This window comes from Nocardia sp. NPDC004260, assembly GCF_053603155.1.
In genome coordinates, this window is record NZ_JBSGEZ010000060.1 from 1 (window position 1) to 19,648 (window position 19,648).

Here is a 19,648-nt window from a genome sequence, read left to right on the forward strand (position 1 = left end):
TGTGGTCCAGGAGTGTGGATTACGGTGGCCGACCTGACCGAGGAGGCGGCGTGAAATGCGCTCTCACCTGGTAAAATTGAGCGTGGCCGGGGGCTTCCAGACACCCCGGCCACAGACCGAATCGCGAGAGGATTCGACCATGACCAATGCTACCGAGACCCGTCCGGCTGCTTGCGCCGGTGACTCCGTGTACTCGAACTTTGACCACGAACTGAATGCCGACGTGGTGCGCCAACTGGCCGCCGCGCCCGGTGAATTGCACGCCCAACACGCTGCGTGGGACTTCTGCGGGTACGTGTGGGCGCTGCCGGATGGCCGCTGGGTAGACCAGGTGTGGCGCTACAACGCCCCCGTGGAGGACATCGTCGGCGACAGCGTCGAAGAGGTCATCGAACGGGTCAACGATATCTATGGTTCCGAGTAGGACGGGAAGGATCGAAGGCATGACCACCTCGACTTCGGGAGGGCGTGGTCGTAAGAACCACGCCTTGCCCTGCCTCGCCCGGCCCTTCCAGGCCGCGCCGGGACCTGCCGCGCCTACTCGCAGCACTATACCGGGAGCCGACTCGTGACCAGTGATGCCCTGGACCGGTTGCGGGCTGGACTCGCCGAGGACGAGCGGATAGCGCGAGCGGCGACACCCGGTCCGTGGCGATACAACCCGAGCAAGCATCATCGCCTCGATGGGATGCCCATCGGCAGCGGCCACGCCTTCGAGGAGGCGGTGTTCGCCGGACCGACTGGAGCTGACGCGGTCTGCGTTGCAGGCACGGGCGATTCGGATGACCCACAGTCGATGCAGGACGCCGAGCACATCGCCCGCCAATGCCCGAAGGCCACACTGGACCGGGTGGAGGCGATACGGGAGGTGATCGAAGCCGTGGAGCGGTTGCGCGCCATCGACAACTGGCGGACCAGCGACATCGCCGACGACATCACCGCGTCTCTGGCCTCCATCTACACCGAGGGCTGCACCCACACCCAGGTCGTCCTGGAGAGCCGCTCGCCAGTGACCGACGAAGCCGACGCGCTGGAGTACCGCTGTGAAGCCTGTGGTTACACCGTGCTGCTCAACAGACTCGCAGGCGATGAGCCAACACGGGCCGAGGTTCGGGAGGCGTTCCGTTTCGAGCCCACCGAGACAGGAGAACCGACGTGAGCGATCGAGATTTCATCAGCCAGATAGCCGAATCCCTGGCGACCGCTGTCGACGCTCGTCACGCCGCTTGGTGCGATACGGAGGGCTGCGGTTGGGCCGTGCACACCGGGAGCCCTCGCGCCTCTCAGGCGGCGTACGAGGAGCATCTGCGCACCGACCCTCGTCATACGGGCGCGGAGTGGATCGACCGGGATGGACGGACGCGACGGGGGCTGGACATCCTCGACCAGGAGCGAGGAGAGAAGCCGTGAGCAGCATCCTGCCTCGCCGCCTGTGGGACGCCGCCAGCATCCTTGCCCGATTCTTCTGGCAGTGCATGAGAACCGGAGCATGGTATTTCGGGCGCACCGGCGTGGTCCTGCTCGTGTCCGTGATCGTCGCAACCACTGCGGCTGGGATATCGGAGGGGCGTCCCGCGCTCGGTCTGGTTCCCGTCGCGGTCGTGTTCGTCGCGTACCCCGTGGTGGGATTGTTCTGCCTGGGATACCCGGAGCGCTACGAGGAGTCGGTGGGCCGCGCTCGGCAGCTCGCCGCCGCCATGTCGACCGATTTCGCTCGGCCAGCTTCAACGCTGGCCCGCGAGTCCGGTGTGAACGTCGGCGCGGCGGTAGCTTTGCTGTGGCGCATGGAGGCGCGCGGCTGGGCGGAGGACTCGGCTGGCGGGTACAGGCTCACCCGTAAGGGAGTGCGCGCCTTCGCGAAACCAAGGGCGAGTCTGTGAAGTGGCCGTAGTCGTGTCCGTGATCGGACGTTTCGCCGACTCGAGTTCGTCACCCTGATCCGCTATCGTCATCCCCGTCAAACAGCAATCAGCACCGCGTCCGCTGGTTTGTCTACCTGAGGCCACTCCTTCTAGCCGGGGTGGCCTTGGTGCTTTCCGGGGGGCTCGAGTTTGTCGGCGGCAACGGCTATCGTGGGAGACGTCCCTGACAAAGACACCCGAGTGCCCTGTTGGAGCACGCTCCGGCACGGCCTCTCGCCGCATATACTGCGGCAGACCCTGAGCCCACCCCTTCACTGGGGTGGGCTTAGTTGCGTTCTGGGCGAGCTACATCACCCCTGACCTGCCGATTCCGTGACTCGAGATCAGCGGACGGAATCGATAGAATGTTCGGTATGAGCAGGGACGATGCGGGTCCTCCCGAGCACCAATGCAGGCAAGGCCGCCGCTGCAAAGCCCGAATCCGCGACGCGGAAGGCGAATTCCACGGCGCCGGCGTCGAACGACCGAACACCCTGTGCCGTCCATGCGAAGACTCGGCGTTCGCCGACATCCGCCAGTTGTCCGACGACTACCTGATGCTGATGGTGGCCCGGACTCAACCGCGCGCCACCGTGTCCGGGCCGAAGGTGTCCGGCTCCAGCGAGCGCCCCATCCCGATCCCGCTCGCCGTGGACACCCTCATGTCGGACATCGACCTCGAGACCACCCGGTGGGCGCTCAGGATCACCCGGGGCGAACCCCTCACGTACCACCCGTACAACCAGCCCATCGAATGCTTGAAGGTGCTGTGCGCCAACCTGGGCACCCTCGTGGACATGCCCACGCAAGTCGTGGGCGCGTACTTCCCGTACCCGGATGGAGGGGATTGGGACGGCCGGGCGGAGTTCGATGGCGTGGACGCGATACTGCGGCTCGCTCGCCTACATCAGCGCTCCATGAACGTCCTGGGCTTGGACGAGCCGAAGGAGAAGTGGATGCGCGAGTTCTGCCACGTCTGCGGCCTCAAGATGCTGTCGATGAAGGCGAACAAGGACGACCCGACTCTGGCAACTATCCATTGCCGGAACTGCCGAAACGTCTGGGACCAAGACGAATTCGATCGACTGAACAACCCCCTGGTGGCGGCATGAGCGCCGAGAGCTGGCGAACGAGCCTGGATTGGGCACGCGACATCGCCCACCTCTACCGCCGCGCTCTCTACCTGGTCGACCCGGAGCGGTGCGAGAGACTGGATGAGCAGGCTCGCGCCAAGGGGCATCATTGGATCGCACCGCAACACCTGACTGCCGAGGCCGCGGAGGAGCTGATCACGTCGGTGGTGGTCCCGGCGCGGATGGCGGAGATCATCGGCACCCCGGTGGGCACCATCTACAGCTGGATTTCCAGGGGTTTGCTGAAACCAGTTACCGGTGAGCCCGGTCCGGCGAAATACGCTGTGAAGGACGCGTTGACGCTGCAAACGCGTCGTCAGGTGCGTCGGCTTGACATTGCCTGACCCTTGCAGCAAGCTTCGAAGTCGTGGCACACATGTGCCCATCACCGGATGGATGTTCCGGGAACTCCCCTTCAATCCTGGAGTGATTCCCGTGCAGAACATCACCATCGGCCGCTACAAGCCCGCTCCCACTCACCCGCCCTTCGACGGCGCGAACGTCGTGGACATCGCCGACCACTTCGCTGGTTGGATCGAAGGCATCCGCGACGACGGCTCCTCCTGGATCATGTACCTCGACGCCGCTGGGTCGCCGTTGTGTTTCTGGGCGCATCGTGAGCCTGATGGAGCGGCCATCGGCGACGCGATAGACCTCGTGTAGCCCCACATTCCCCGCAGCGCGCACGCCCGATCCGACCCGCAGGGCGAGCAGCACCACATTCCCACAGCCTGTGAGCTGCCGCGCGCTGCGGCCCCAACGTTCAAGAAACCTTGAATTCGAGGCCGCCTCATTAAAGGTTGGCGGCCGAAACTTGAATCGCCCCCGGATAGCACTGAAGCCCCCACATGGAGGGCTTCAGGCGGACAACGTCCCGGTATGCGGTCCGTCGTGACGTCTGACGTACCCCGGGACATCGGTCCGGATCGGCCAGCACGGTCAGTGTAGAACCAGTCACCGACAAGGAGCCTGCGATGGTGTATCTGCTGACGGCCGCCGACGCTGAGCCGCCGAGCGAGTACTTCGCGCCCGCACAGCATCCGACCGTTCCCGGCGCCGACTGGTGTGCGAGCGCCTCGAATTCGCCCGCATCGTCGGACACGCTGACATCGCAGTGGACGCGGCACTGGACATCGTCAGCCTCTTGGCGGGCATCCCGGGCACATCCCAGCGGATGCGCGAGATCCTGGATCGGCCGTGAAGTACTGGCTGGCCCGCTATCTCCACCGCTGGGCCGACCACCTCGTCCCGCCTGCCCCTCCTATCGCCCACATGGAGGCGGTGAAGGTGCCCAACAGCTACGCCATCGTGTTCCACGACAAGGTGACGGGGGAGATGTTCGGGTGCTGCGGGAACACCAAGCCACGAGAAGAGGCCAACTGATGCCGGAAATCGTCGGAAGCGTCAAAGCGGCGGTCTTGATCCGCGTGCAGAACAACGAGCCCATCGAGGTGGGCACCTTGGAACTGCCGTTGCGTGCGGAGAAGGTCGCTGAGGGTCAGGTCCAGTGCACTATCGACACGAGCGTGTTCGAGCGCTTCGGCAAGGCGCTGGCCGACGCCGTTGACGAAGAGGCGAACTGATGCCGGACGCGGTAGACATAAAATTCGACCTGCATCGCGTGTGGTGTGAGCGGTTCCGCGCGGCAGTCGGTGACGCTCCCGAAGCCACGAAGGTCGAGTCTGGGGCCCACATCGTGCCCTGGGTCCGGGATGGTCGGCAGTTCGCGGCATCGTTCGGACTGAAGGGCGTGCAGGTCTTTCAGTTCGGGGAGAGCGGCGACATTGAGGCGAGTTCGCGGCTTGGGGGCAACTGGCTGATTCCGTTGGTGAGCTTCTACCGAACAGGCTCTTTCGAAGGGGGTAGCGATGCCTGAACTGCCCAAGCTCGTCACCCTCGACCTGGCGCAGAAGAAGCTATTCATCGACGGCGTCGAGTTCCCCTGGCACATCAGCGCGGAGGGCCCGAGACTCAACGCGCTGATGACCCCGGACGACCTCCGGAGCGTGACCCTGACCTTCTACACGGAGGACGTCGAGGTGATACCGGCGAAGGCGCAGGAAAGTGCCGAGAAACAGCAGGTGGCATTCGCGAAGGACGGCATTTGATGGTCTTCTCGATCGTGCTCAGTCTGTCCGCGTTGGCGGTGGCGACGGTCGCGCTGTGGCATGTCCGGCGCTTCGCGCGCGAGTCCGCCGATCTCGCGAAGCAGGCCAGCGGCTACGCAGATCGCGCCGAGGCGGCCGCAGATCGGATCACAAAGTCGTGGGACCTGCCGCTGTCGAACACGATCCACATCAATACCCTGGACCAAGCCTCCGCAGCGACGGCCGTCGAGCGCGTTTGGCGTCGCCGGGGAATGACGAGCGGACGTTGATCACCGAGATCTGGGGCGCTCTGGTGCTTCGTGTCGGCCAGTTTCTGATCCGCGTGACGGGATTCCGCATCGGATGAGCGAAGAGAAGGTCGTCCGCGAGGCCAAGTTCCGCGGCCATGAAGGACGCGACCAACGCACACCCCCACCCGGCTACGAGAAGATGGGCGGCGACTTCGTCTCGCCCGAGTTCAAGGCGTTCATTCAGGCCGCGATGGAGGGCAAGCTCCCCACCCCGGAGAACGTCCCCGAGCAGGACCCGAAAGTCGTTGCCCTCGCCCAGGAGTTGATGGTCATCCACCTCCCGGAGTGGCACGCCCCCAACGGAAGAAAGCTCGCCGGGCCGACGTCGATGCAGATCGGCGGCGCCATCCGCGTAGCGGAGTACCTGATCAAACGCGGCGTCGATTTTTACCCCGACAACGCCGTGGTCCGCTGGATACCGACACCGGGCGTCCCCGGTGGTGCTGGAGATCTCGGTAAGCACATCTGGCGCAACGACGACGGCACGTGGCCGGAGATCCCGGACGCCGAGGAGTTCTGGGACATCGACGATATCGAGGTCAAGCAGCTCAACGACGGCCGCTGGTGTGCCTTCCATCCCCGCGGTATCGAATGCACCGACCCGTCGAAGACGGAGGCTTTCGCCATGTGTGTGGAGCGTGTCCGCGCGAAGGTCGCAGAACTGAAGGGCGAGAAGTGACGTTCAGGGTATCCATCGGGGGGCTGCCGCCGAATCAGGTGGTCACGGTGGATCATCAGGAAATGACGATCGAAGACTTCATCGCTGCTCGTCTTGCCGATACCGAGAAGGTTGCGCAGGCCGCCTGCGATTCAGCGCGCGCCGACACCGAGGGTGACGCGAGCCGCTGGTTCGTCGACGAGGAGGACGGCAGGGAAAGCGCGGGTGTCACATCAGGCTTCCCTCAGCGCGTCGTCGGCAGACCCGGTGGAGCCAATGGCGTTGTGGTCTATGACGAGGGCTATCCGCATGTGGAGCAGGCGCGCCACATAGCACTCCATGACCCCGCGCACGTCCTTCGCCAATGCGCCGCCATCCGGCGGATGGTCGCAGCACTCGTCGGACATCGGGAGGGTGACCAGCAGTGGGACCGGGGGATCAACGCGGCCGTGGCTTCGGCCGCCGCGATCTGGCGCGACCACCCCGACTACAACCCCGAATGGGAGCGGCCGTGATCCGCATCAACGACCGCCACGACCCCCAGCAGGGCTCTCAGGTCCTCTCCGGCGCTGAACTGGTCGACACCAGCGACCCCCGCTCCCGGGTGTTCAGCGTCGGCCAGAGCGAGTTCATGGCTCGACTGAACGGCACGGTGGCCGACAACCGGTTCCTGGTGGCTATCGGCGACCCCGAGACGGAGGAAGGCGTCGAGCCTGACGTCTGGTACGGGGTGGTGGAGCGGTGGCAGCCCGCGGGCAGCAAGGTGCTGGTGACAGCACGGGCCGCGCGGGCGGTCGAAGAGATGGTGCATACGTAATTTTTCCGTCGCAGGCTCGCAAGGGCGCGCGAAATATTTCGGTTCAATCCCCCCTATGTCAGGAGAAATGTCGTGGCCGGTTTCTTGTTCGGACTGCTCTGGGAAGCTGTCACCTGGAACAACTTCGCCATCCCGCGCGCCATCATCGGCGTTGTCACCGGCTCGGCCGGTAACTGACACTGTGCGCCTGATCGTCGGCACCTACCGCCGCCGCGACTACATCGAGGAGGCACTCGCCTCCATCGACCGTCACGTCCACGGCATCACCGACATCGTGTTCGTCGACGACTCAGGCGACACCGACCACCACACCTGGCTCGCCCAGCACGGGAAAGTCGTAGACGTCGGCCGCCGCGGCTACAACGCCGCCATGAAAGCCGTCTGCGCCGCCGCCGAAGGCGAGCAAATCCTGTTCTGGGAAGAGGACTTCACCGCCATCCGTGACATCCACGTCGACCAGATGGCCGAGATCCTCTACCTCAGGCCATACCTCGCTCAGGTCGCTCTGCTGCGTCAGCCGTGGTTCCCGATCGAGCACACATACGGCGGGCTCATCGAAGCGCTTCAAGCCAAGGGCCACACCTTCACCGAAGTCGATGGGGTGCTAGAGCAAACCGCGACCTTCACCTGCAACCCATCGGTGTGGCGAGCCTCCGTCACCACCGATGGATGGCCGGCGGGGAAGTGGTCGGAGGACCGCAAGCGCGACATCCTCCTCGGCCAGGGATACCGCTTCGGCTATCTGCCGGGGATCGCGGTCCATCACGACGGAGAGCGCCGTGGATTCGACTATTGACGTCTGCATCCCTTGGCGGCCGCAACCCGATCGCCTCGCCGCCTTCCAGCGCGTGGAGGCGTGGTGGCGCGCTACAGGGTTCAACATCGTCACCGGCGACTCCGGGCACGAACCGTTCAACCTCGCCGCGACCCGCAACCTCGTCGTCGGCAAAGCCACCTCGGATGTGGTGGTGGTCGCCGACGCCGACACCATCCCCGACCTCGCGGCGCTACGCGACGCCCTCGCCAACCCCGACGGTGTGGTGTATCCCTTCACCCGCTACCGGTATCTCCCGGCCGGACATGAAGCCGATGCGGACCTGATGGCGATCAAACCCGACAAGGAGTTCACCTCCAGCGTCGGGGGGCTGCTGGTGTGCCGCCGCGAAACCTGGGACCTACTGGGTGGCCAGGACGAGGGCTTCCGCCAATGGGGGTACGAGGACAACGCGTTCCTGCTCGCCGCCCAAACCCTCTCGACGGTGCGGCGCGTTCAGGGCACAGTGTTCGCGTTCGGGCACACCGCAGACCGTGATATGACCGCCCAGAATCCGGGGCGGTCGCGGATCGAGCTGTACAAGTTCGCCAACGGTCGCAGAGATGTCATGCGGGAGTTGGTGCGTCGGTGATCTCCTGGGCTGTCGTCGCTCACACCAAACGCCTTGTCCAGGCAACCGAACTCGCTCGCACCCTCGGCGCCGTCATCGCCTTGGATGACGGCAGCAAGGGCGCCGAAGACAACCACCTCGAGGCGTGGCGGCTGACCGCCACTACGGAGGGAGAGTGGAGCGCGGTCGTCGAAGACGACGCCATCCCCGTCTACGGGATCACCGAGCAAGCCGAACACGCACTCGCCAACGCCCCAGCTCCGGTCGTGTCGTTCTATCTCGGACGGTCCCGGCCGATCCGCTGGCAGCACCGCATCCACTCCGCACTGCACCACTCCGACGTCGAGGGCGCGCATTGGATCACCACGAGCCACGTCCTGCACGCCGTCGCAGTGGCGATGCGCAGCGAACTGCGTGACGACTGGATCGAATGGGCGCACACCTCACAACTCCCGGCCGACGAACGCCTGTCAGCCTGGTGCAAGACCCGTGGCCACAGGGTCGCCTACACGGTTCCGTCTCTGGTGGATCACGGCGACGGGCCGACGCTCATCGCACACCGAGACGGGCAGCCACGCACCGCACCCCGCATCGCCTGGCGCACCGGAACGCGGGACGTGTGGAGCAACCGAGCCGTGAGCATGTGATGCCCCGAGCCCCACGCAAATGCCCCAAGCCCGGCTGCGAGAACCGCATCACCAACAGCACCTACTGTGAGGACCACACCCAACACGGGTGGGTCAACGGTGGCAGAACCCGCACCACCACCCCCGAACACCGCGAGTTCCGGCGCGATGTGCTCCAGCGAGACGACTACACCTGCCAGCTATGCGGACACCGTGACCCCACGGGGAAGACAGTGCAAGCCGACGAGATCATTCCCGTATCCCGAGGCGGGACACCGACACTCGCCAACGGCCAATGCCTGTGCATCCCCTGCCACAAAGGCAAGACCCAGACCGAATCGGCAGCGGGTAGGCGTGGAGGGTAGCCCCCTCCCCACCCACCCCCCTCGTCCTACCACCCACCCCCCTCTCCCAAACGACCACCCCCGCCCGCGGGAAGCGTGGCCGAGGGGAGTGTCCGCACCCATGAGACCAGCACAGGATTCCCACGGCAACCCAACCTGAATCCGATGCACATCAACGGCTGAAGCGTGGCCGCCGCCACGCCGACCGCAACCACCACACCAGGGCGGGGCCACCTCGAGCCAGTCCGTTCCGCACTCGAACAGCAGCTCTGCCCGATCTCGACAGAAGAGCCGAGGCCGAAGGGCATCCGGGCACCGGCCCACCGCCATCCCCGACACCACGACCGACCGGACAAGTGGGGGTCGACAGTGGACGGGCCGATACTTCGACCCGAGCAGTCAGCACCGGCCGTTGATGACTCGAACATCAGCTACCTCGTCAGGTCGCAGGCCAAGTGGCCACGGTCGAAGCGGGCGAAGTGGGAGCGGTGAGCATCAACCCTTGCTGATCAGCCGAGCATCACGTCCACCACGAACCCACCGGCCAAGCCACCCCGTCCACATCGCCACCAATCCAGCACCGTGGCCGAACTGCGGCACGAGCCCGGCCCCCGACTGGTCTATGCCCACCATCGACCCCCACCCACCGCGGACGTTGACCGAACCACACCGACATGACCAGGCCCCAGGTGCGACGGCACCGAGGCAGCGGCCTCGCAGTGCCGATGGGCCACAGGATGGCAATCCATCTCACGGCCACAGATCGTGTCTCGAGTGAACGAACTCGTGCTCAAGCTCGCCTCACAGTCAGGTGCCCAGGCAGCCTATATGTACATGTACACGTGCACACACATATACATGGGTGGGGGGGACCCCTCCCTCCGACCCCGGCCGAGCCACGTATAGGCACTGCTGATTCCGCCGCCTACGCTTCCCCGAACCACTGGGGCGCCGAATGTCAACACCCGAAACGGGTGTGTTCCCTCATCCCGAAACGGGGTCCTGAAATGCCGCAACCGAAGAAGCATCCCAGTGTCCGAGCCCGAGCGAACAGGGCCTCCACCGCTGCCGTCCTCACCGATGGACGCACGGTGATCCGCCCGGATCTGCCCGAGCGTGAGGAGGGGTGGCATCCGCAGACGGTCCAGTGGTGGAACGATCTGTGGGCGGCGCCGATGGCCGCGGAGTATCACCCGTCCGACAAGCACGCCCTGTTCCTGCTCGCGGTGTTGATGGACCAGTTCTGGGTGAAGCCGAGCCAGTCGCTTGCCGCGGAGATCCGCCAGCAGCGGCAGGCGTTCGGGTTGACGCCCTACGATCGGCGTCGCCTGGAGTGGACGATCGAGTCGGCGGAGCAGGCGAAGGACCGCGGGGAGGCGCGGCGGCACAGCCAGTCGTCGGTGCAGCCGGCGAAGGGCGACGACCCGCGCCTGGCTCTAGTGCAGTAGCGCCGCGGTGGCGGTCCTGATCGTTCCGCCGCTGGACCTGTCGTTCCCGACTCTGGGTCCGGCGCTGGCGGATTTCATCGAGGAGCGTTGCTGCTTCGGCCCGGGGTCGCTGGCAGGTCAGGCGGCGAAGCTCGACCCGGAGAAGCGGGCGGCGCTGTACCGGCTGTATGAGGTGTATCCGCAAGGCCACCCACTGGCTGGGAGGCGCAGGTTTCAGCGCGGCGGTATCGAGTGGCGCAAGGGCACAGCGAAGACGGAATTCGCGGGCTGGATCTCCTTCTGCGAGCTCCATCCCGAGGCGCCGGTCCGCTGTGACGGGTTCGACGCGAACGGCAACCCTGTGGGGCGGCCGGTGGCATTCCCGTACATCCCGATGATGGCGGTCACCGAGGAGCAGGTGTCCGAACTCGCCTACGGTGTCCTGAAGTACGTGGTCGAGCACTCCCCGGACGCTGACCTGTTCGATTCTGGGCTCGAGCGGATCCTCCGCAAGGGCCCTGATGGGTCCGCGGACGGACAGGCGGTCCCGGTGTCGAACGCCCCCGGTTCCCGGGATGGCGCGCTGACGACGTTCCAGCATTTCGACGAGCCGCACCGGCTGTTTCTGCCCGCCCAGAAGGCGGCGCACGAGACGATGCTGCAGAACCTGTCGAAGCGGACACTGGAAGACCCGTGGTGCCTGTACACCTCGACCGCGGGGCAGCCGGGGCAGGACAGCATCCAGGAGGATGTCCGCAAGGGTGCGGAGAAGATCGCCCGCGGCGAAGACGACGACCCGGAGCTGTTCTTCTTCGCCCGCTGGGCCGGACCTGAACACGCGGACCTGTCAACGGTGGAGAAGCGGGTCGAGGCGATCTCCGAAGCCACTGGCCCGGCCGGCGAGTACGGGCCTGGACAGTTCCTGCGGATCGCGAAGGACTACGACCGGGAAGGCTGCGACCGCGCCTACTGGGAGCGGGTGTATCTCAACCGGTGGCGCAAGTCGGGTTCGCAGTGCTTCGACCCCAAGCGGGTAGCGGACCTGAAGCGGGACGCGCGAATCCCCGATGGCGCGTTCGTGGCCGGAGGGTTCGACGGCGCCCGGTTCCGGGACTGCACAGCCCTGGTGTTGACCGACATTCAGACGGGGTTGCAGCAGTGCGTTGCGTCGTGGACCCGTCCGGAGAATGTCGAGGACTGGGAAGTCGACGAAGCGGAGGTCACTGCGGCCTGGGAAGACGTCATGTCCCGGTATGAGGTGTACAAGATCTACGCCGACCCTCCGCATTGGACCGAAAGCGTCGGTGGGTACGCGGCCCGGTGGCCGAATCAGGTCGAGGAGTGGTGGACCGCTCGGCCGAAAGTGATGGCGTACACCATCCGCGAGTACATCGAGGCCATGGATTCGGGCCTGGTGACGTTCGGCGGTACGCCGGAGCAGCTGGAAGAACTGGCCGATCACCTCACCAACGCCGGCCGCAAGGACCTGAAGATCTTCGACGACGAAGGCAAACCGCTGTTCGTCATGTGCAAACCCGACGGCCGCCAAGACATGAAGATCGACCGCGCCATGGCCGGATGCCTGTCCTGGAAAGCGTGCCTGGACGCTCGCAAGAGCGGCGCCAAACCTCGACCGAAGCTCCGCGCTCCGCGGCGACTGTACTGACGGGAGGTCATGTGGCGACTACGCCGGAGGAATGGCTCCCGATCCTGACGCGGCGCCTCGACCAAGACTTGCCGCGCGTGCGGCATCTGCGCCGCTACGTCGACGGTGACGCGCCGATGCCTGAGATGGGCGCGAACACGCGTGCTTCATGGCAGAAATTCCAGAAGGAATCCCGAACCAACTGGGCGTACCTGATCAGGGAGTCGGTGGCCGACCGGATCGTGCCCAACGGCATCCAAGTCAACGGGAAGATCGACAGCCCCGAAGCCAAGCACGCGCAGAGGATCTGGCGGGACAACCGCATGGATCTGGTGTTCAAGGACGCGGTCCGCAAGATGCTGGACTTCACGCGCAGCTACCTCACCGCATGGGAGGACGAGGACACCGGTCGCGCGGTGCTCACCGCGGATTCGCCGGAGAACATGTACGCCGCGACGGACCCGTTGCAGCCGTGGCGGGCCCGGGCGGCGGTGAAGTGGTGGCGCGATGAGGATGTGGAGAAGGACTTCGCGATCGTCTGGGTCAAGGGCGGCTGGCAGTTGTTCTCCCGGCCCACCTTCGTCGCGCATCAGGGGAAGAACAAGACGCTGTACCGGGCCAGCTCCGACACGTGGGCGCCGGAGCGGGAGTACGTCCAGACGGGAGCCCCGCCGCCGGTGGTGGTGCTGGAAAACCCCGACGGTGTCGGGGAGTTCGAGACGCATCTGGATCTGATCAACCGCATCAACCGCGGCATCCTGCAGCGGTTGACGACGACAGCGATGCAGGCGTGGCGGCAGCGTGCCTTGAAGGCCAAGGAGGGCACCGAAGGCCTGCCGGAGAAGGACGAGAAGGGCAATGACATCGACTGGGCGAAGGTTTTCGAACCGGCGCCCGGCGCGTTGTGGGACCTCCCGCCCGGTATCGACATCTGGGAGTCGCAGCAGACCGACATCCGGCCGATGCTCGATGGCAGCATGGCCGATATCCGGCAGTTGGCGGCGGTGAGCCGCACACCGGTGTCGGTGCTGATCCCCGACAGCGCGAACCAGGCCGCGGCGGGCTCGGAGTTCGCGAAAGAGGGCCTGATCTTCAAGACGCGGGACCGGCTTGTGGTGGCGAAGGTGGCCGCCGCCGCGATCCTCTTGAAGGGCCTGGAGATCGAGAAGGTTTCCGTCGATGACACCTTGGAGGTGTTGTTCGAGCCCCCACACATGGTGTCGATGGCCGAGAAGTACGACGCGGCGACGAAAGCGAAGTCCGCGGGAGAGTCGTGGAAGTCGATCGCCCGCAACATCCTCGGCTACAGCCCGCAACAGATCGCACAGGACGCCCTCGACCGCGCTGAGGAACAACTTGCCACCGCGGCCCTGCTGCAGCCACCCCCTCCGCAAGCCGGGCAGCCCGTCCGAGGGAGCGTGTAGTTGACCAGCCCCGAGCAGGTGCTGGCCGGGTATCAGACGGCTGTGGCTGCGGTGCGGGCCCGAGTGCTGCAGCTGTGCATACAGGCATGGGACACGCTCGGTTCCTACCGAGACGCCGAGATCAGCCGACTCGTGTCGTTCATCGTCCCCCAAGTGCAGGCGGGACAACTGCAAGTAGCGAACCTGACCGCCGCCTACCTGACGTCGATCATGACCGCGCAAGGCGAACAGGCGGAACCGGTCACGGTGGACCGCGACGAAATCCTCTCAGCCCGTGGTGTCCCTGCCGGCGAGGTGTATCGGCGCCCCGCGGTGCAGCTGTATTCGACACTGTCGGAAGGACAGAACATCGCCGCGGCCGTGGCGGTTGGGCGGCAGCGGTTGCAGTCACTGATCGCTACGGACATGCAGATGGCGAAGGTCCGTCAATCGCGAGCGTCGCTGGCGAACTCGGATGCGCAGTACTACCAACGGGTCCTCAAGGGCGCGGGCAACTGCGCGAAGTGCGTGATCACCTCGACCCGCCGCTACCGCAAAGAGGTGCTGCTCCCGATTCATCCGGGCTGTGACTGTGGCGTGAAACCTCTCCCGAAGGGCGAGCATCCACCGGTGCTGGATCCACAACTCCTCGAGGCCACCCACGAGCAGGTCGGGCAGTTCGCGGGGATCGAGAACCGGTCGGCCATCGACTACCAGAACCTCATCGCCACCCACGAGCACGGCGAGATCGGCCCCGTCCTCACGTGGAGGCACCAGTCCTTCACCGGGCCCGACGACATTTAAAGCTTCCCCCACCCCAGTGGGGGCCGCGCGCAACGCGCACCACTCACACGAAACGTAGGAGTACCCCATTGTCCGAGACAACGATCGACGCCGACCAGCCTGTCGCCGACGCCCCGGTCACCCCGGCCGCCGACGCTCCGAAGGATGAGGTCGAGACGGCCACCGAAACGGGACCGGATCTCGCGGCAGAGATTGCGAAATGGAAGGCGCTGTCGAAGAAGAACGAGCAGCGCGCGAAGGAGAACGCGGAGAAGGCCAAACAGTTCGACGAACTCCAAGAGGCCAACAAGACCGAGCTGCAGAAGCTCCTCGACCGTGCCGAGAAGGCCGAAAAGGCCGCTCAGCAAGCGATGACCGAGAAGATGCGCAGCGACGTATCCAGGGAAACCGGCGTCCCCGCCGAACTCATCCACGGCAACACCGAGGAGGAGATGCGGGCCACCGCCGAGGTCGCATTGGCATTCAAGGGCAACAGCAAGCCGTCGCCCGCCGCTCCCGCGCAAATCGTCACCTCCAACGGCAACGCGCCGAGCGTCAAGCAGATCACGTCTCGCGACGAACTCAAATCCATGACCCCGCAGCAGATCATCGCGGCCAAGAACGAAGGCCGCCTCGACAGCTTGCTGGGCAAATCCACCTAGGAGTCTGAAAGATGGCTATCACCAATTTCATTCCGGAGCTGTGGTCTGCCCAGCTCCTGGACCGCTGGATCCAGATGGCGGTGTTCCCGCAGCTGGTCAACCGCGAGTACGAAGGCATCGCGTCGCGAGGCAACACCGTGCACATCACCGGTGTCGTCGCGCCCGCGGTGAAGGACTACAAGGCCAACAACCGAACCACCTCGGCGGACGCGATCTCCGACACCCAGGTCGACCTGCTCATCGACCAGGAGAAGAACTTCGACTTCTACGTCGACGACATCGACCGCGTCCAGGCCGCCGGATCGCTGGAGGCATACACCACCGCCGCCGGCGACTCGCTGGTGGAGGACTCGGACAAGTTCATCGCCCAGATGCTGGTCGACCACGGCACCGACCTGGCCGGTTCGGCGCCGACCACCGGCAACGCGGCGTTCGACCTCATCCGCGACGCCCGCAAGGTGCTGAACAAGAACAACGCCCCCTCCGCGGGCCGCGTGATGGCTGTCAACGCGGAGATGGAAGCGCTGCTGCTCGGCGCGGACTCGAAGCTCACCAGCTACGACACCTCCGGCGACAACCAGGGTCTGCGGCAGGCCACAGTCGGTTCGCTGCTGGGCTTCCGCATCGTCACCACCAACAACCTCCCGGCCTCCGACGACCCGCAGTTCGTGGCGTGGGTGCCGCGCGCGGCGGCCTACGTCTCGCAGATCGACGAGATCGAAGGCATGCGGGCGGAGAACAAGTTCGCCGACCGCGTCCGCGGCCTGCACGTCTATGGCGGCAAGGTCATCAAGCCCGAGGGCGTGGTGGTGTTCGGAGCGAACGCGTCCTGACATGGACCCCCTGGCCACTGAAGTGGATGTCGCCGCCCAACTGGGCCGTGATCTGACGACCGCGGAGCAGACGCGGGTGGCCGGCATCCTCATCAAGGCGTCGGAACTGTTCCGCAGAGAAGCCGGGCGCACGTTCACTCCTGGTGAGACCACGGTGCGGTTGAAGGTCGAGGGTGGCCGGGTCCGGCTAGCGGAGGAGCCCGCAACGGGCGTCACCGCAGTGTTGGACGATGCCGGGAACAGCCTCGACTACGAACTGGCCGGGCAGTGGCTGATCGTGTCCCGCAACGGGTACCTTCTGTCCTCGCACGAGTTCGTGACCGTCACCTACACCCATTCCGGTCCGGTGCCGGATCTGGTGCGGCTGACGATCGCCGAGATCGCGGTGAAGGTGCTGAACATCAGCCGGCAGGCATCCGCGGGGATCGTTACTCAGCAGCGGTCCGCAGGCGGGTACCAGGAAACCAACACCTACGCCCAGTGGGCGCTGGGTGGTGGCACGACGCTCTCTCCCGAGGATCTGAAGGTGGCGCGCTCCTATCGGCACAGGGGGGCGAAGGTCATTGTCTGCCAGCCTTGATTGGCCGACCCCGTTCACGGTCGGGCATCACGTCTACAGCGACGGCGCCCGGGATGCCAACAACAGGGTCGTTCCCGTGTACACCCCGCCCCTGGACCAACCAGGAGCACCTGTGGATGTGTACGGGTGGGAGACCCCGAAGTCCCTGGAACCGCACGAACGCGGCCACGACGCGCGCATGACCGAAACGGTCAAGTTGTTCGCGCCGCCCTCGTTCACGCCAGGACCTGGGGATGTGATCGACATCCCCGACCTCGCTCAGTTCGAGGTTGTCGGCGTCCCGGAAACGGCGGCGGGAAACCCGTTCGGCTGGAATCCGGGGTCGACGATCAACCTGCGCAAGATCACCGGTTAGGAGCCTGTGGTGTATCTGCTGGAAGTTCGCAGCGGGGACCGTGTCGATGAGTTCCGCGACCCGTCGAGGTTCTGCAACGACGAACACAACAACCTGTGCGTGTTCGACGGCGAAGAACGCCTGGCTGGGCTCTATGCGGCGGAGTCGTGGCAGGCCGCGGTGATGCGGGAGGTGGAGTAATGCCTCTGGCGAGAGTGCGGCACAAGATCGAGGGCTATTACGCGCTGCGTTCCGAGCCCGGGGTACGCGCAGACCTGGAGGCACGCGGCCGGCGCGCCCTCGCTCAGGCGGGCGGTACGGCGGCGGGCTATGCGATGGACGCCCGGCAGGGACGCAAACGCCCCCAGGGGCGTTGGCGCGTGTCCATCCGCACAGACACCCATCAGGCGATGCTCGACAACGCACGCAACAATACGTTGCTGCGCGCCCTCGGGGCGGCGAGCGGATGATCGTCCCGGTCAACGCTGTCGGGGTCACCATCGCGCTACTGGATGCGAAACTGCCCACCATTCACCCGGGAACTCCGTTCGTGTCCTCAACCTTCCCGGGGGAGGACTACGACGAGGTCGTTCGGGTGGATCGCATCCACGGGGCGATCAACAAGATGGTCACCGACGACGCGTTCATGATGATCGAATGCTGGGCGCGGCAACGCCCCGGCGTAAATGGTGACGTCGAAGCCGAAACCCTCGCCAACCATGTTCGAGCGGTCCTCCTCGACTCCCGGTCGGAAACCCATGGCGGAGCGTTCGTCCGGTACTGGAAAGACGCCGGCGCTTCCACTCACCCGGATCCAGACCGTCCGTCGATGGTGCGCTGGCAAGTCATCGGCACTCTCGGACTCGCCGTCAAGCGGTAGCAACCCTTCTCACCCTTTCAGGCCCGGATCACTACGCCTTCGAAAGGGGCACAATCATGGCCGATTCGGCTAACGTCTACGTCGCCGCGCCTCGCCCTGGAGGCGTAGGCGTCTTCTCCCGCGCTGCACTGGGCACCACCCTGCCCACCGACGCCTCGACCGCGCTGGAGACCGTCGCCGCGGGTCTCTACAAGGATCACGGGTTCCTCGGCGAAGAGGGCTTGGTCATCACCGAGACCCGAGACACCACCGACCACAAGGCGTTCGGCGGCGACACTGTCGCCACCACGCAGGACAACTACGACTGGTCGGTCAAGGTGGTGCTGCTCGAGGACGGCAACCTCGAAGTACTCAAGACCACCTTCGGCGACGACAACGTCTCCAACGTCGGTGGTGTCATCACCGTCAAGCACAACAAGGCCCGCCTGCCGCGGTCGGTGTTCGTCCTCGACACCATCGGCGACAACGGGCGGCTCAAGCGTCAGGTCATCCCCGTCGGTCAGGTCACCACCGTCGGCGACATCACCCTGGTGCACACCGACCTGGTGAAGTACGAGCTGACGGTGAAGGCGTACCCGAACGGCGACGGCGACAACGTTCTCGAGTACATCGAGGAGTCGGGCTCCTAAGCCCCACATTCCGCCCCGGCGGGGTCATTTCGTACCCCTTGATCCGGGCCTGCCCCGCCGGGGCGGGCCTACCGGCCCGGATCCCCACATCATCGAAAGGTCCGGATCATGGCACCCATTCGCATCGCGGGAGCGCACAACCCCGTCAACCAGGTCGAGTTCGAAGTCGAACTGCCTGAGGAGGAGATCCTGTCGTTCACCGTGCCGAAGGCGCAGTACATCGCCAAGCCGCTCATGGAGAAGTACGAGAAGTGGTACTCCGAGTGGGAGAAGCAGGCGACGTCCCCGGATCCGGCGGAGCGGGAGAAGCTTCGGGACTACGACCCCACGTTGAAGATGTTCGAACTGGTTCTGCCGCGCGACATCTACAAGAAGGTCGCCTCCTTGTCCCGCGGTGAGCTGATGGACCTCGACCGTGAATGGACGACCAGGTCGGGGATCAAGGTGGGGGAATCGTCAGCCTCCAACGCTTCCTAGACGGGGAGTTCGCGGGGGCTATCCGCAGCGACCTACTCGACCGGCTGGGACTGCACGCCGAGGACATCGGCGAGGTGATCGGCTGGCACGAGTTCAAGATTTGGGCGGAGCATCTCCCGCCCGTCGCAGACAGCGCTCTGTTCAGGGCCCGCCATCCGCATGACTGGTGGTATGACATGCCGCTGAGGGTGGCGTCCTGGCAACTGCTGGCACTCCAAGGCGCCAACTGGCAGCGCGCTGGAGGCAAGGGCACCAAACCGAAGGTGTTCGAGCCCACCTATCCGAAGACGCAGCGCGCCGCACCGAAGAACGTCATCCCGATCGACCAGATCAAACGCAGGCTCGAGGACGCCCGAGCGGCGGCGCAACGCCGGAAGTCTAGTTAGGCGACTTCTCGTATTCCCGCAGGTAGCGCTCCCAGGTCGGGCCCGAACAGGTGTAGGGCTTGTAAGTGATGCGCCCGGCCTTCGCGTCCAATTGCTCGCGCATGGCCTGCAACCGGTCGCTCTGTGAGGAATTCGGATCGGACAGTGTCCGCACATTCCAGGTCGTCTCCAGGAATCCCGGCGTCAGGTCCTTGATCGTTTCGCACGCCCGGTCTTCGACGCTGGGCCCGCTGGAATGGCCACAACCGACCGTGAACAGCACTGCCAGCACAAGGGCGTGTTTCCACATGGGCTCTCCCGTATGAGTAGACGCCCCCCTTATCGGCGTCCGATGGGCATCGAGATTA

At 65.4% G+C, this 19,648-nt stretch carries 35 protein-coding genes; 34 read left to right on the plus strand and 1 reads right to left on the minus strand.

Annotated elements, in window-relative coordinates; all coding sequences use genetic code 11:
* The first annotated feature begins 139 nt into the window (after nt 1-139).
* The 34 genes from ACWEO7_RS28365 to ACWEO7_RS28530 all read left to right on the plus strand — a co-directional run bounded on the left by ACWEO7_RS28365 (nt 140) and on the right by ACWEO7_RS28530 (nt 19,301).
* Nucleotides 140-424 (plus strand): hypothetical protein, encoded by a 285-nt coding sequence (locus tag ACWEO7_RS28365; RefSeq protein WP_452427668.1) that lies wholly within the window; start codon nt 140-142, stop codon nt 422-424.
* A 144-nt stretch (nt 425-568) separates the two neighbouring features.
* On the plus strand, nt 569-1,159 hold the full coding sequence (locus ACWEO7_RS28370; RefSeq protein WP_452427670.1) for a DUF6221 family protein: 591 nt from the start codon (nt 569-571) through the stop codon (nt 1,157-1,159).
* Nucleotides 1,156-1,410, plus strand: coding sequence for a hypothetical protein (locus ACWEO7_RS28375; protein WP_452427672.1), 255 nt, complete (start codon nt 1,156-1,158; stop codon nt 1,408-1,410). Before ACWEO7_RS28370 ends, ACWEO7_RS28375 begins: the two co-directional genes overlap by 4 nt.
* Complete coding sequence (locus ACWEO7_RS28380; RefSeq protein ID WP_452427673.1) at nt 1,407-1,880, plus strand: hypothetical protein; 474 nt, start codon at nt 1,407-1,409, stop codon at nt 1,878-1,880. Before ACWEO7_RS28375 ends, ACWEO7_RS28380 begins: the two co-directional genes overlap by 4 nt.
* Nucleotides 1,881-2,275: 395 nt before the next feature.
* Nucleotides 2,276-3,013 (plus strand): hypothetical protein, encoded by a 738-nt coding sequence (locus tag ACWEO7_RS28385; protein ID WP_452427675.1) that lies wholly within the window; start codon nt 2,276-2,278, stop codon nt 3,011-3,013.
* Nucleotides 3,010-3,378: a hypothetical protein gene (locus ACWEO7_RS28390; protein ID WP_452427677.1), complete on the plus strand. Its 369-nt coding sequence runs from the start codon at nt 3,010-3,012 to the stop codon at nt 3,376-3,378. The genes ACWEO7_RS28385 and ACWEO7_RS28390 overlap by 4 nt, the downstream gene beginning before the upstream one ends.
* Before the next feature lie 34 nt (nt 3,379-3,412).
* Nucleotides 3,413-3,697 carry a hypothetical protein gene (locus ACWEO7_RS28395; RefSeq protein WP_452427679.1) on the plus strand — a complete coding sequence of 95 codons (285 nt, stop codon included), beginning with the start codon at nt 3,413-3,415 and terminating at the stop codon, nt 3,695-3,697.
* Between the two features lie 400 nt (nt 3,698-4,097).
* Entirely contained in the window at nt 4,098-4,235 is a 138-nt protein-coding gene (locus tag ACWEO7_RS28400; RefSeq protein ID WP_452427681.1) for a hypothetical protein, read from the plus strand.
* On the plus strand, nt 4,232-4,417 hold the full coding sequence (locus ACWEO7_RS28405) for a hypothetical protein (RefSeq protein WP_452427683.1): 186 nt from the start codon (nt 4,232-4,234) through the stop codon (nt 4,415-4,417). The genes ACWEO7_RS28400 and ACWEO7_RS28405 overlap by 4 nt, the downstream gene beginning before the upstream one ends.
* The gene (locus ACWEO7_RS28410) at nt 4,417-4,617 is read left to right on the plus strand and encodes a hypothetical protein (RefSeq protein ID WP_452427685.1); all 201 of its coding nucleotides are present in this window, start codon (nt 4,417-4,419) and stop codon (nt 4,615-4,617) included. The genes ACWEO7_RS28405 and ACWEO7_RS28410 overlap by 1 nt, the downstream gene beginning before the upstream one ends.
* The gene (locus ACWEO7_RS28415; protein ID WP_452427687.1) at nt 4,617-4,910 is read left to right on the plus strand and encodes a hypothetical protein; all 294 of its coding nucleotides are present in this window, start codon (nt 4,617-4,619) and stop codon (nt 4,908-4,910) included. Before ACWEO7_RS28410 ends, ACWEO7_RS28415 begins: the two co-directional genes overlap by 1 nt.
* Nucleotides 4,903-5,142: a hypothetical protein gene (locus ACWEO7_RS28420; RefSeq protein ID WP_452427689.1), complete on the plus strand. Its 240-nt coding sequence runs from the start codon at nt 4,903-4,905 to the stop codon at nt 5,140-5,142. The genes ACWEO7_RS28415 and ACWEO7_RS28420 overlap by 8 nt, the downstream gene beginning before the upstream one ends.
* A complete protein-coding gene (locus tag ACWEO7_RS28425; protein WP_452427691.1) occupies nt 5,142-5,411 on the plus strand; it encodes a hypothetical protein in 270 nt (89 codons plus the stop codon). Before ACWEO7_RS28420 ends, ACWEO7_RS28425 begins: the two co-directional genes overlap by 1 nt.
* Nucleotides 5,412-5,484: 73 nt before the next feature.
* Nucleotides 5,485-6,111: a hypothetical protein gene (locus tag ACWEO7_RS28430; protein ID WP_452427693.1), complete on the plus strand. Its 627-nt coding sequence runs from the start codon at nt 5,485-5,487 to the stop codon at nt 6,109-6,111.
* Nucleotides 6,108-6,605 carry a DUF6221 family protein gene (locus ACWEO7_RS28435; RefSeq protein ID WP_452427695.1) on the plus strand — a complete coding sequence of 166 codons (498 nt, stop codon included), beginning with the start codon at nt 6,108-6,110 and terminating at the stop codon, nt 6,603-6,605. Before ACWEO7_RS28430 ends, ACWEO7_RS28435 begins: the two co-directional genes overlap by 4 nt.
* The gene (locus ACWEO7_RS28440) at nt 6,602-6,907 is read left to right on the plus strand and encodes a hypothetical protein (RefSeq protein ID WP_452427697.1); all 306 of its coding nucleotides are present in this window, start codon (nt 6,602-6,604) and stop codon (nt 6,905-6,907) included. Before ACWEO7_RS28435 ends, ACWEO7_RS28440 begins: the two co-directional genes overlap by 4 nt.
* A gap of 181 nt (nt 6,908-7,088) precedes the next feature.
* Nucleotides 7,089-7,703: a glycosyltransferase family 2 protein gene (locus ACWEO7_RS28445; RefSeq protein ID WP_452427698.1), complete on the plus strand. Its 615-nt coding sequence runs from the start codon at nt 7,089-7,091 to the stop codon at nt 7,701-7,703.
* Complete coding sequence (locus ACWEO7_RS28450) at nt 7,687-8,313, plus strand: galactosyltransferase-related protein (protein ID WP_452427700.1); 627 nt, start codon at nt 7,687-7,689, stop codon at nt 8,311-8,313. Before ACWEO7_RS28445 ends, ACWEO7_RS28450 begins: the two co-directional genes overlap by 17 nt.
* Nucleotides 8,310-8,939, plus strand: a complete 630-nt coding sequence (locus ACWEO7_RS28455; protein ID WP_452427702.1) for a hypothetical protein — start codon at nt 8,310-8,312, stop codon at nt 8,937-8,939. The genes ACWEO7_RS28450 and ACWEO7_RS28455 overlap by 4 nt, the downstream gene beginning before the upstream one ends.
* Complete coding sequence (locus ACWEO7_RS28460) at nt 8,939-9,283, plus strand: HNH endonuclease (RefSeq protein WP_452427704.1); 345 nt, start codon at nt 8,939-8,941, stop codon at nt 9,281-9,283. The genes ACWEO7_RS28455 and ACWEO7_RS28460 overlap by 1 nt, the downstream gene beginning before the upstream one ends.
* Before the next feature lie 986 nt (nt 9,284-10,269).
* Nucleotides 10,270-10,710, plus strand: a complete 441-nt coding sequence (locus ACWEO7_RS28465; protein WP_452427706.1) for a phage terminase small subunit — start codon at nt 10,270-10,272, stop codon at nt 10,708-10,710.
* A gap of 7 nt (nt 10,711-10,717) precedes the next feature.
* Nucleotides 10,718-12,355 (plus strand): large terminase, encoded by a 1,638-nt coding sequence (locus ACWEO7_RS28470; protein ID WP_452427708.1) that lies wholly within the window; start codon nt 10,718-10,720, stop codon nt 12,353-12,355.
* An 11-nt stretch (nt 12,356-12,366) separates the two neighbouring features.
* The gene (locus ACWEO7_RS28475; RefSeq protein ID WP_452427710.1) at nt 12,367-13,758 is read left to right on the plus strand and encodes a phage portal protein; all 1,392 of its coding nucleotides are present in this window, start codon (nt 12,367-12,369) and stop codon (nt 13,756-13,758) included.
* Nucleotides 13,759-14,541, plus strand: coding sequence for a hypothetical protein (locus ACWEO7_RS28480; protein WP_452427712.1), 783 nt, complete (start codon nt 13,759-13,761; stop codon nt 14,539-14,541).
* Between the two features lie 68 nt (nt 14,542-14,609).
* Nucleotides 14,610-15,182, plus strand: coding sequence for a hypothetical protein (locus ACWEO7_RS28485; RefSeq protein WP_452427714.1), 573 nt, complete (start codon nt 14,610-14,612; stop codon nt 15,180-15,182).
* An 11-nt stretch (nt 15,183-15,193) separates the two neighbouring features.
* Nucleotides 15,194-16,015: a P22 phage major capsid protein family protein gene (locus ACWEO7_RS28490; RefSeq protein ID WP_452427716.1), complete on the plus strand. Its 822-nt coding sequence runs from the start codon at nt 15,194-15,196 to the stop codon at nt 16,013-16,015.
* A gap of 1 nt (nt 16,016) precedes the next feature.
* Nucleotides 16,017-16,595: a hypothetical protein gene (locus tag ACWEO7_RS28495; RefSeq protein WP_452427718.1), complete on the plus strand. Its 579-nt coding sequence runs from the start codon at nt 16,017-16,019 to the stop codon at nt 16,593-16,595.
* 112 nt (nt 16,596-16,707) lie between these two features.
* The gene (locus tag ACWEO7_RS28500; protein ID WP_452427720.1) at nt 16,708-16,950 is read left to right on the plus strand and encodes a hypothetical protein; all 243 of its coding nucleotides are present in this window, start codon (nt 16,708-16,710) and stop codon (nt 16,948-16,950) included.
* A gap of 9 nt (nt 16,951-16,959) precedes the next feature.
* Nucleotides 16,960-17,130, plus strand: a complete 171-nt coding sequence (locus ACWEO7_RS28505) for a hypothetical protein (RefSeq protein ID WP_452427721.1) — start codon at nt 16,960-16,962, stop codon at nt 17,128-17,130.
* A complete protein-coding gene (locus tag ACWEO7_RS28510) occupies nt 17,130-17,399 on the plus strand; it encodes a hypothetical protein (RefSeq protein ID WP_452427724.1) in 270 nt (89 codons plus the stop codon). Before ACWEO7_RS28505 ends, ACWEO7_RS28510 begins: the two co-directional genes overlap by 1 nt.
* Nucleotides 17,396-17,809, plus strand: coding sequence for a hypothetical protein (locus tag ACWEO7_RS28515; protein ID WP_452427726.1), 414 nt, complete (start codon nt 17,396-17,398; stop codon nt 17,807-17,809). The genes ACWEO7_RS28510 and ACWEO7_RS28515 overlap by 4 nt, the downstream gene beginning before the upstream one ends.
* 56 nt (nt 17,810-17,865) lie before the next feature.
* Complete coding sequence (locus ACWEO7_RS28520; protein ID WP_452427728.1) at nt 17,866-18,438, plus strand: phage tail tube protein; 573 nt, start codon at nt 17,866-17,868, stop codon at nt 18,436-18,438.
* 108 nt (nt 18,439-18,546) lie between these two features.
* Nucleotides 18,547-18,915, plus strand: coding sequence for a hypothetical protein (locus tag ACWEO7_RS28525; protein ID WP_452427730.1), 369 nt, complete (start codon nt 18,547-18,549; stop codon nt 18,913-18,915).
* A complete protein-coding gene (locus ACWEO7_RS28530) occupies nt 18,858-19,301 on the plus strand; it encodes a hypothetical protein (protein WP_452427732.1) in 444 nt (147 codons plus the stop codon). Before ACWEO7_RS28525 ends, ACWEO7_RS28530 begins: the two co-directional genes overlap by 58 nt.
* Here ACWEO7_RS28530 and ACWEO7_RS28535 read toward each other — a convergent pair.
* Nucleotides 19,294-19,590 (minus strand): hypothetical protein, encoded by a 297-nt coding sequence (locus ACWEO7_RS28535; protein WP_452427733.1) that lies wholly within the window; start codon nt 19,588-19,590, stop codon nt 19,294-19,296. The genes ACWEO7_RS28530 and ACWEO7_RS28535 overlap by 8 nt on opposite strands.
* Nucleotides 19,591-19,648 lie beyond the last annotated feature (58 nt).

Coding starts and splice junctions, on each gene's coding strand:
- ACWEO7_RS28365 (WP_452427668.1), top strand. CDS start 140: ATGACCAATGCTACCGAGACCCGTCCGGCTGCTTGCGCCGGTGACTCC.
- ACWEO7_RS28385 (WP_452427675.1), top strand. CDS start 2,276: ATGAGCAGGGACGATGCGGGTCCTCCCGAGCACCAATGCAGGCAAGGC.
- ACWEO7_RS28390 (WP_452427677.1), top strand. CDS start 3,010: ATGAGCGCCGAGAGCTGGCGAACGAGCCTGGATTGGGCACGCGACATC.
- ACWEO7_RS28410 (WP_452427685.1), top strand. CDS start 4,417: ATGCCGGAAATCGTCGGAAGCGTCAAAGCGGCGGTCTTGATCCGCGTG.
- ACWEO7_RS28415 (WP_452427687.1), top strand. CDS start 4,617: ATGCCGGACGCGGTAGACATAAAATTCGACCTGCATCGCGTGTGGTGT.
- ACWEO7_RS28420 (WP_452427689.1), top strand. CDS start 4,903: ATGCCTGAACTGCCCAAGCTCGTCACCCTCGACCTGGCGCAGAAGAAG.
- ACWEO7_RS28425 (WP_452427691.1), top strand. CDS start 5,142: ATGGTCTTCTCGATCGTGCTCAGTCTGTCCGCGTTGGCGGTGGCGACG.
- ACWEO7_RS28430 (WP_452427693.1), top strand. CDS start 5,485: ATGAGCGAAGAGAAGGTCGTCCGCGAGGCCAAGTTCCGCGGCCATGAA.
- ACWEO7_RS28460 (WP_452427704.1), top strand. CDS start 8,939: ATGCCCCGAGCCCCACGCAAATGCCCCAAGCCCGGCTGCGAGAACCGC.
- ACWEO7_RS28465 (WP_452427706.1), top strand. CDS start 10,270: ATGCCGCAACCGAAGAAGCATCCCAGTGTCCGAGCCCGAGCGAACAGG.
- ACWEO7_RS28490 (WP_452427716.1), top strand. CDS start 15,194: ATGGCTATCACCAATTTCATTCCGGAGCTGTGGTCTGCCCAGCTCCTG.
- ACWEO7_RS28495 (WP_452427718.1), top strand. CDS start 16,017: ATGGACCCCCTGGCCACTGAAGTGGATGTCGCCGCCCAACTGGGCCGT.
- ACWEO7_RS28510 (WP_452427724.1), top strand. CDS start 17,130: ATGCCTCTGGCGAGAGTGCGGCACAAGATCGAGGGCTATTACGCGCTG.
- ACWEO7_RS28515 (WP_452427726.1), top strand. CDS start 17,396: ATGATCGTCCCGGTCAACGCTGTCGGGGTCACCATCGCGCTACTGGAT.
- ACWEO7_RS28520 (WP_452427728.1), top strand. CDS start 17,866: ATGGCCGATTCGGCTAACGTCTACGTCGCCGCGCCTCGCCCTGGAGGC.
- ACWEO7_RS28525 (WP_452427730.1), top strand. CDS start 18,547: ATGGCACCCATTCGCATCGCGGGAGCGCACAACCCCGTCAACCAGGTC.
- ACWEO7_RS28530 (WP_452427732.1), top strand. CDS start 18,858: ATGGACGACCAGGTCGGGGATCAAGGTGGGGGAATCGTCAGCCTCCAA.
- ACWEO7_RS28535 (WP_452427733.1), bottom strand. CDS start 19,590: ATGTGGAAACACGCCCTTGTGCTGGCAGTGCTGTTCACGGTCGGTTGT.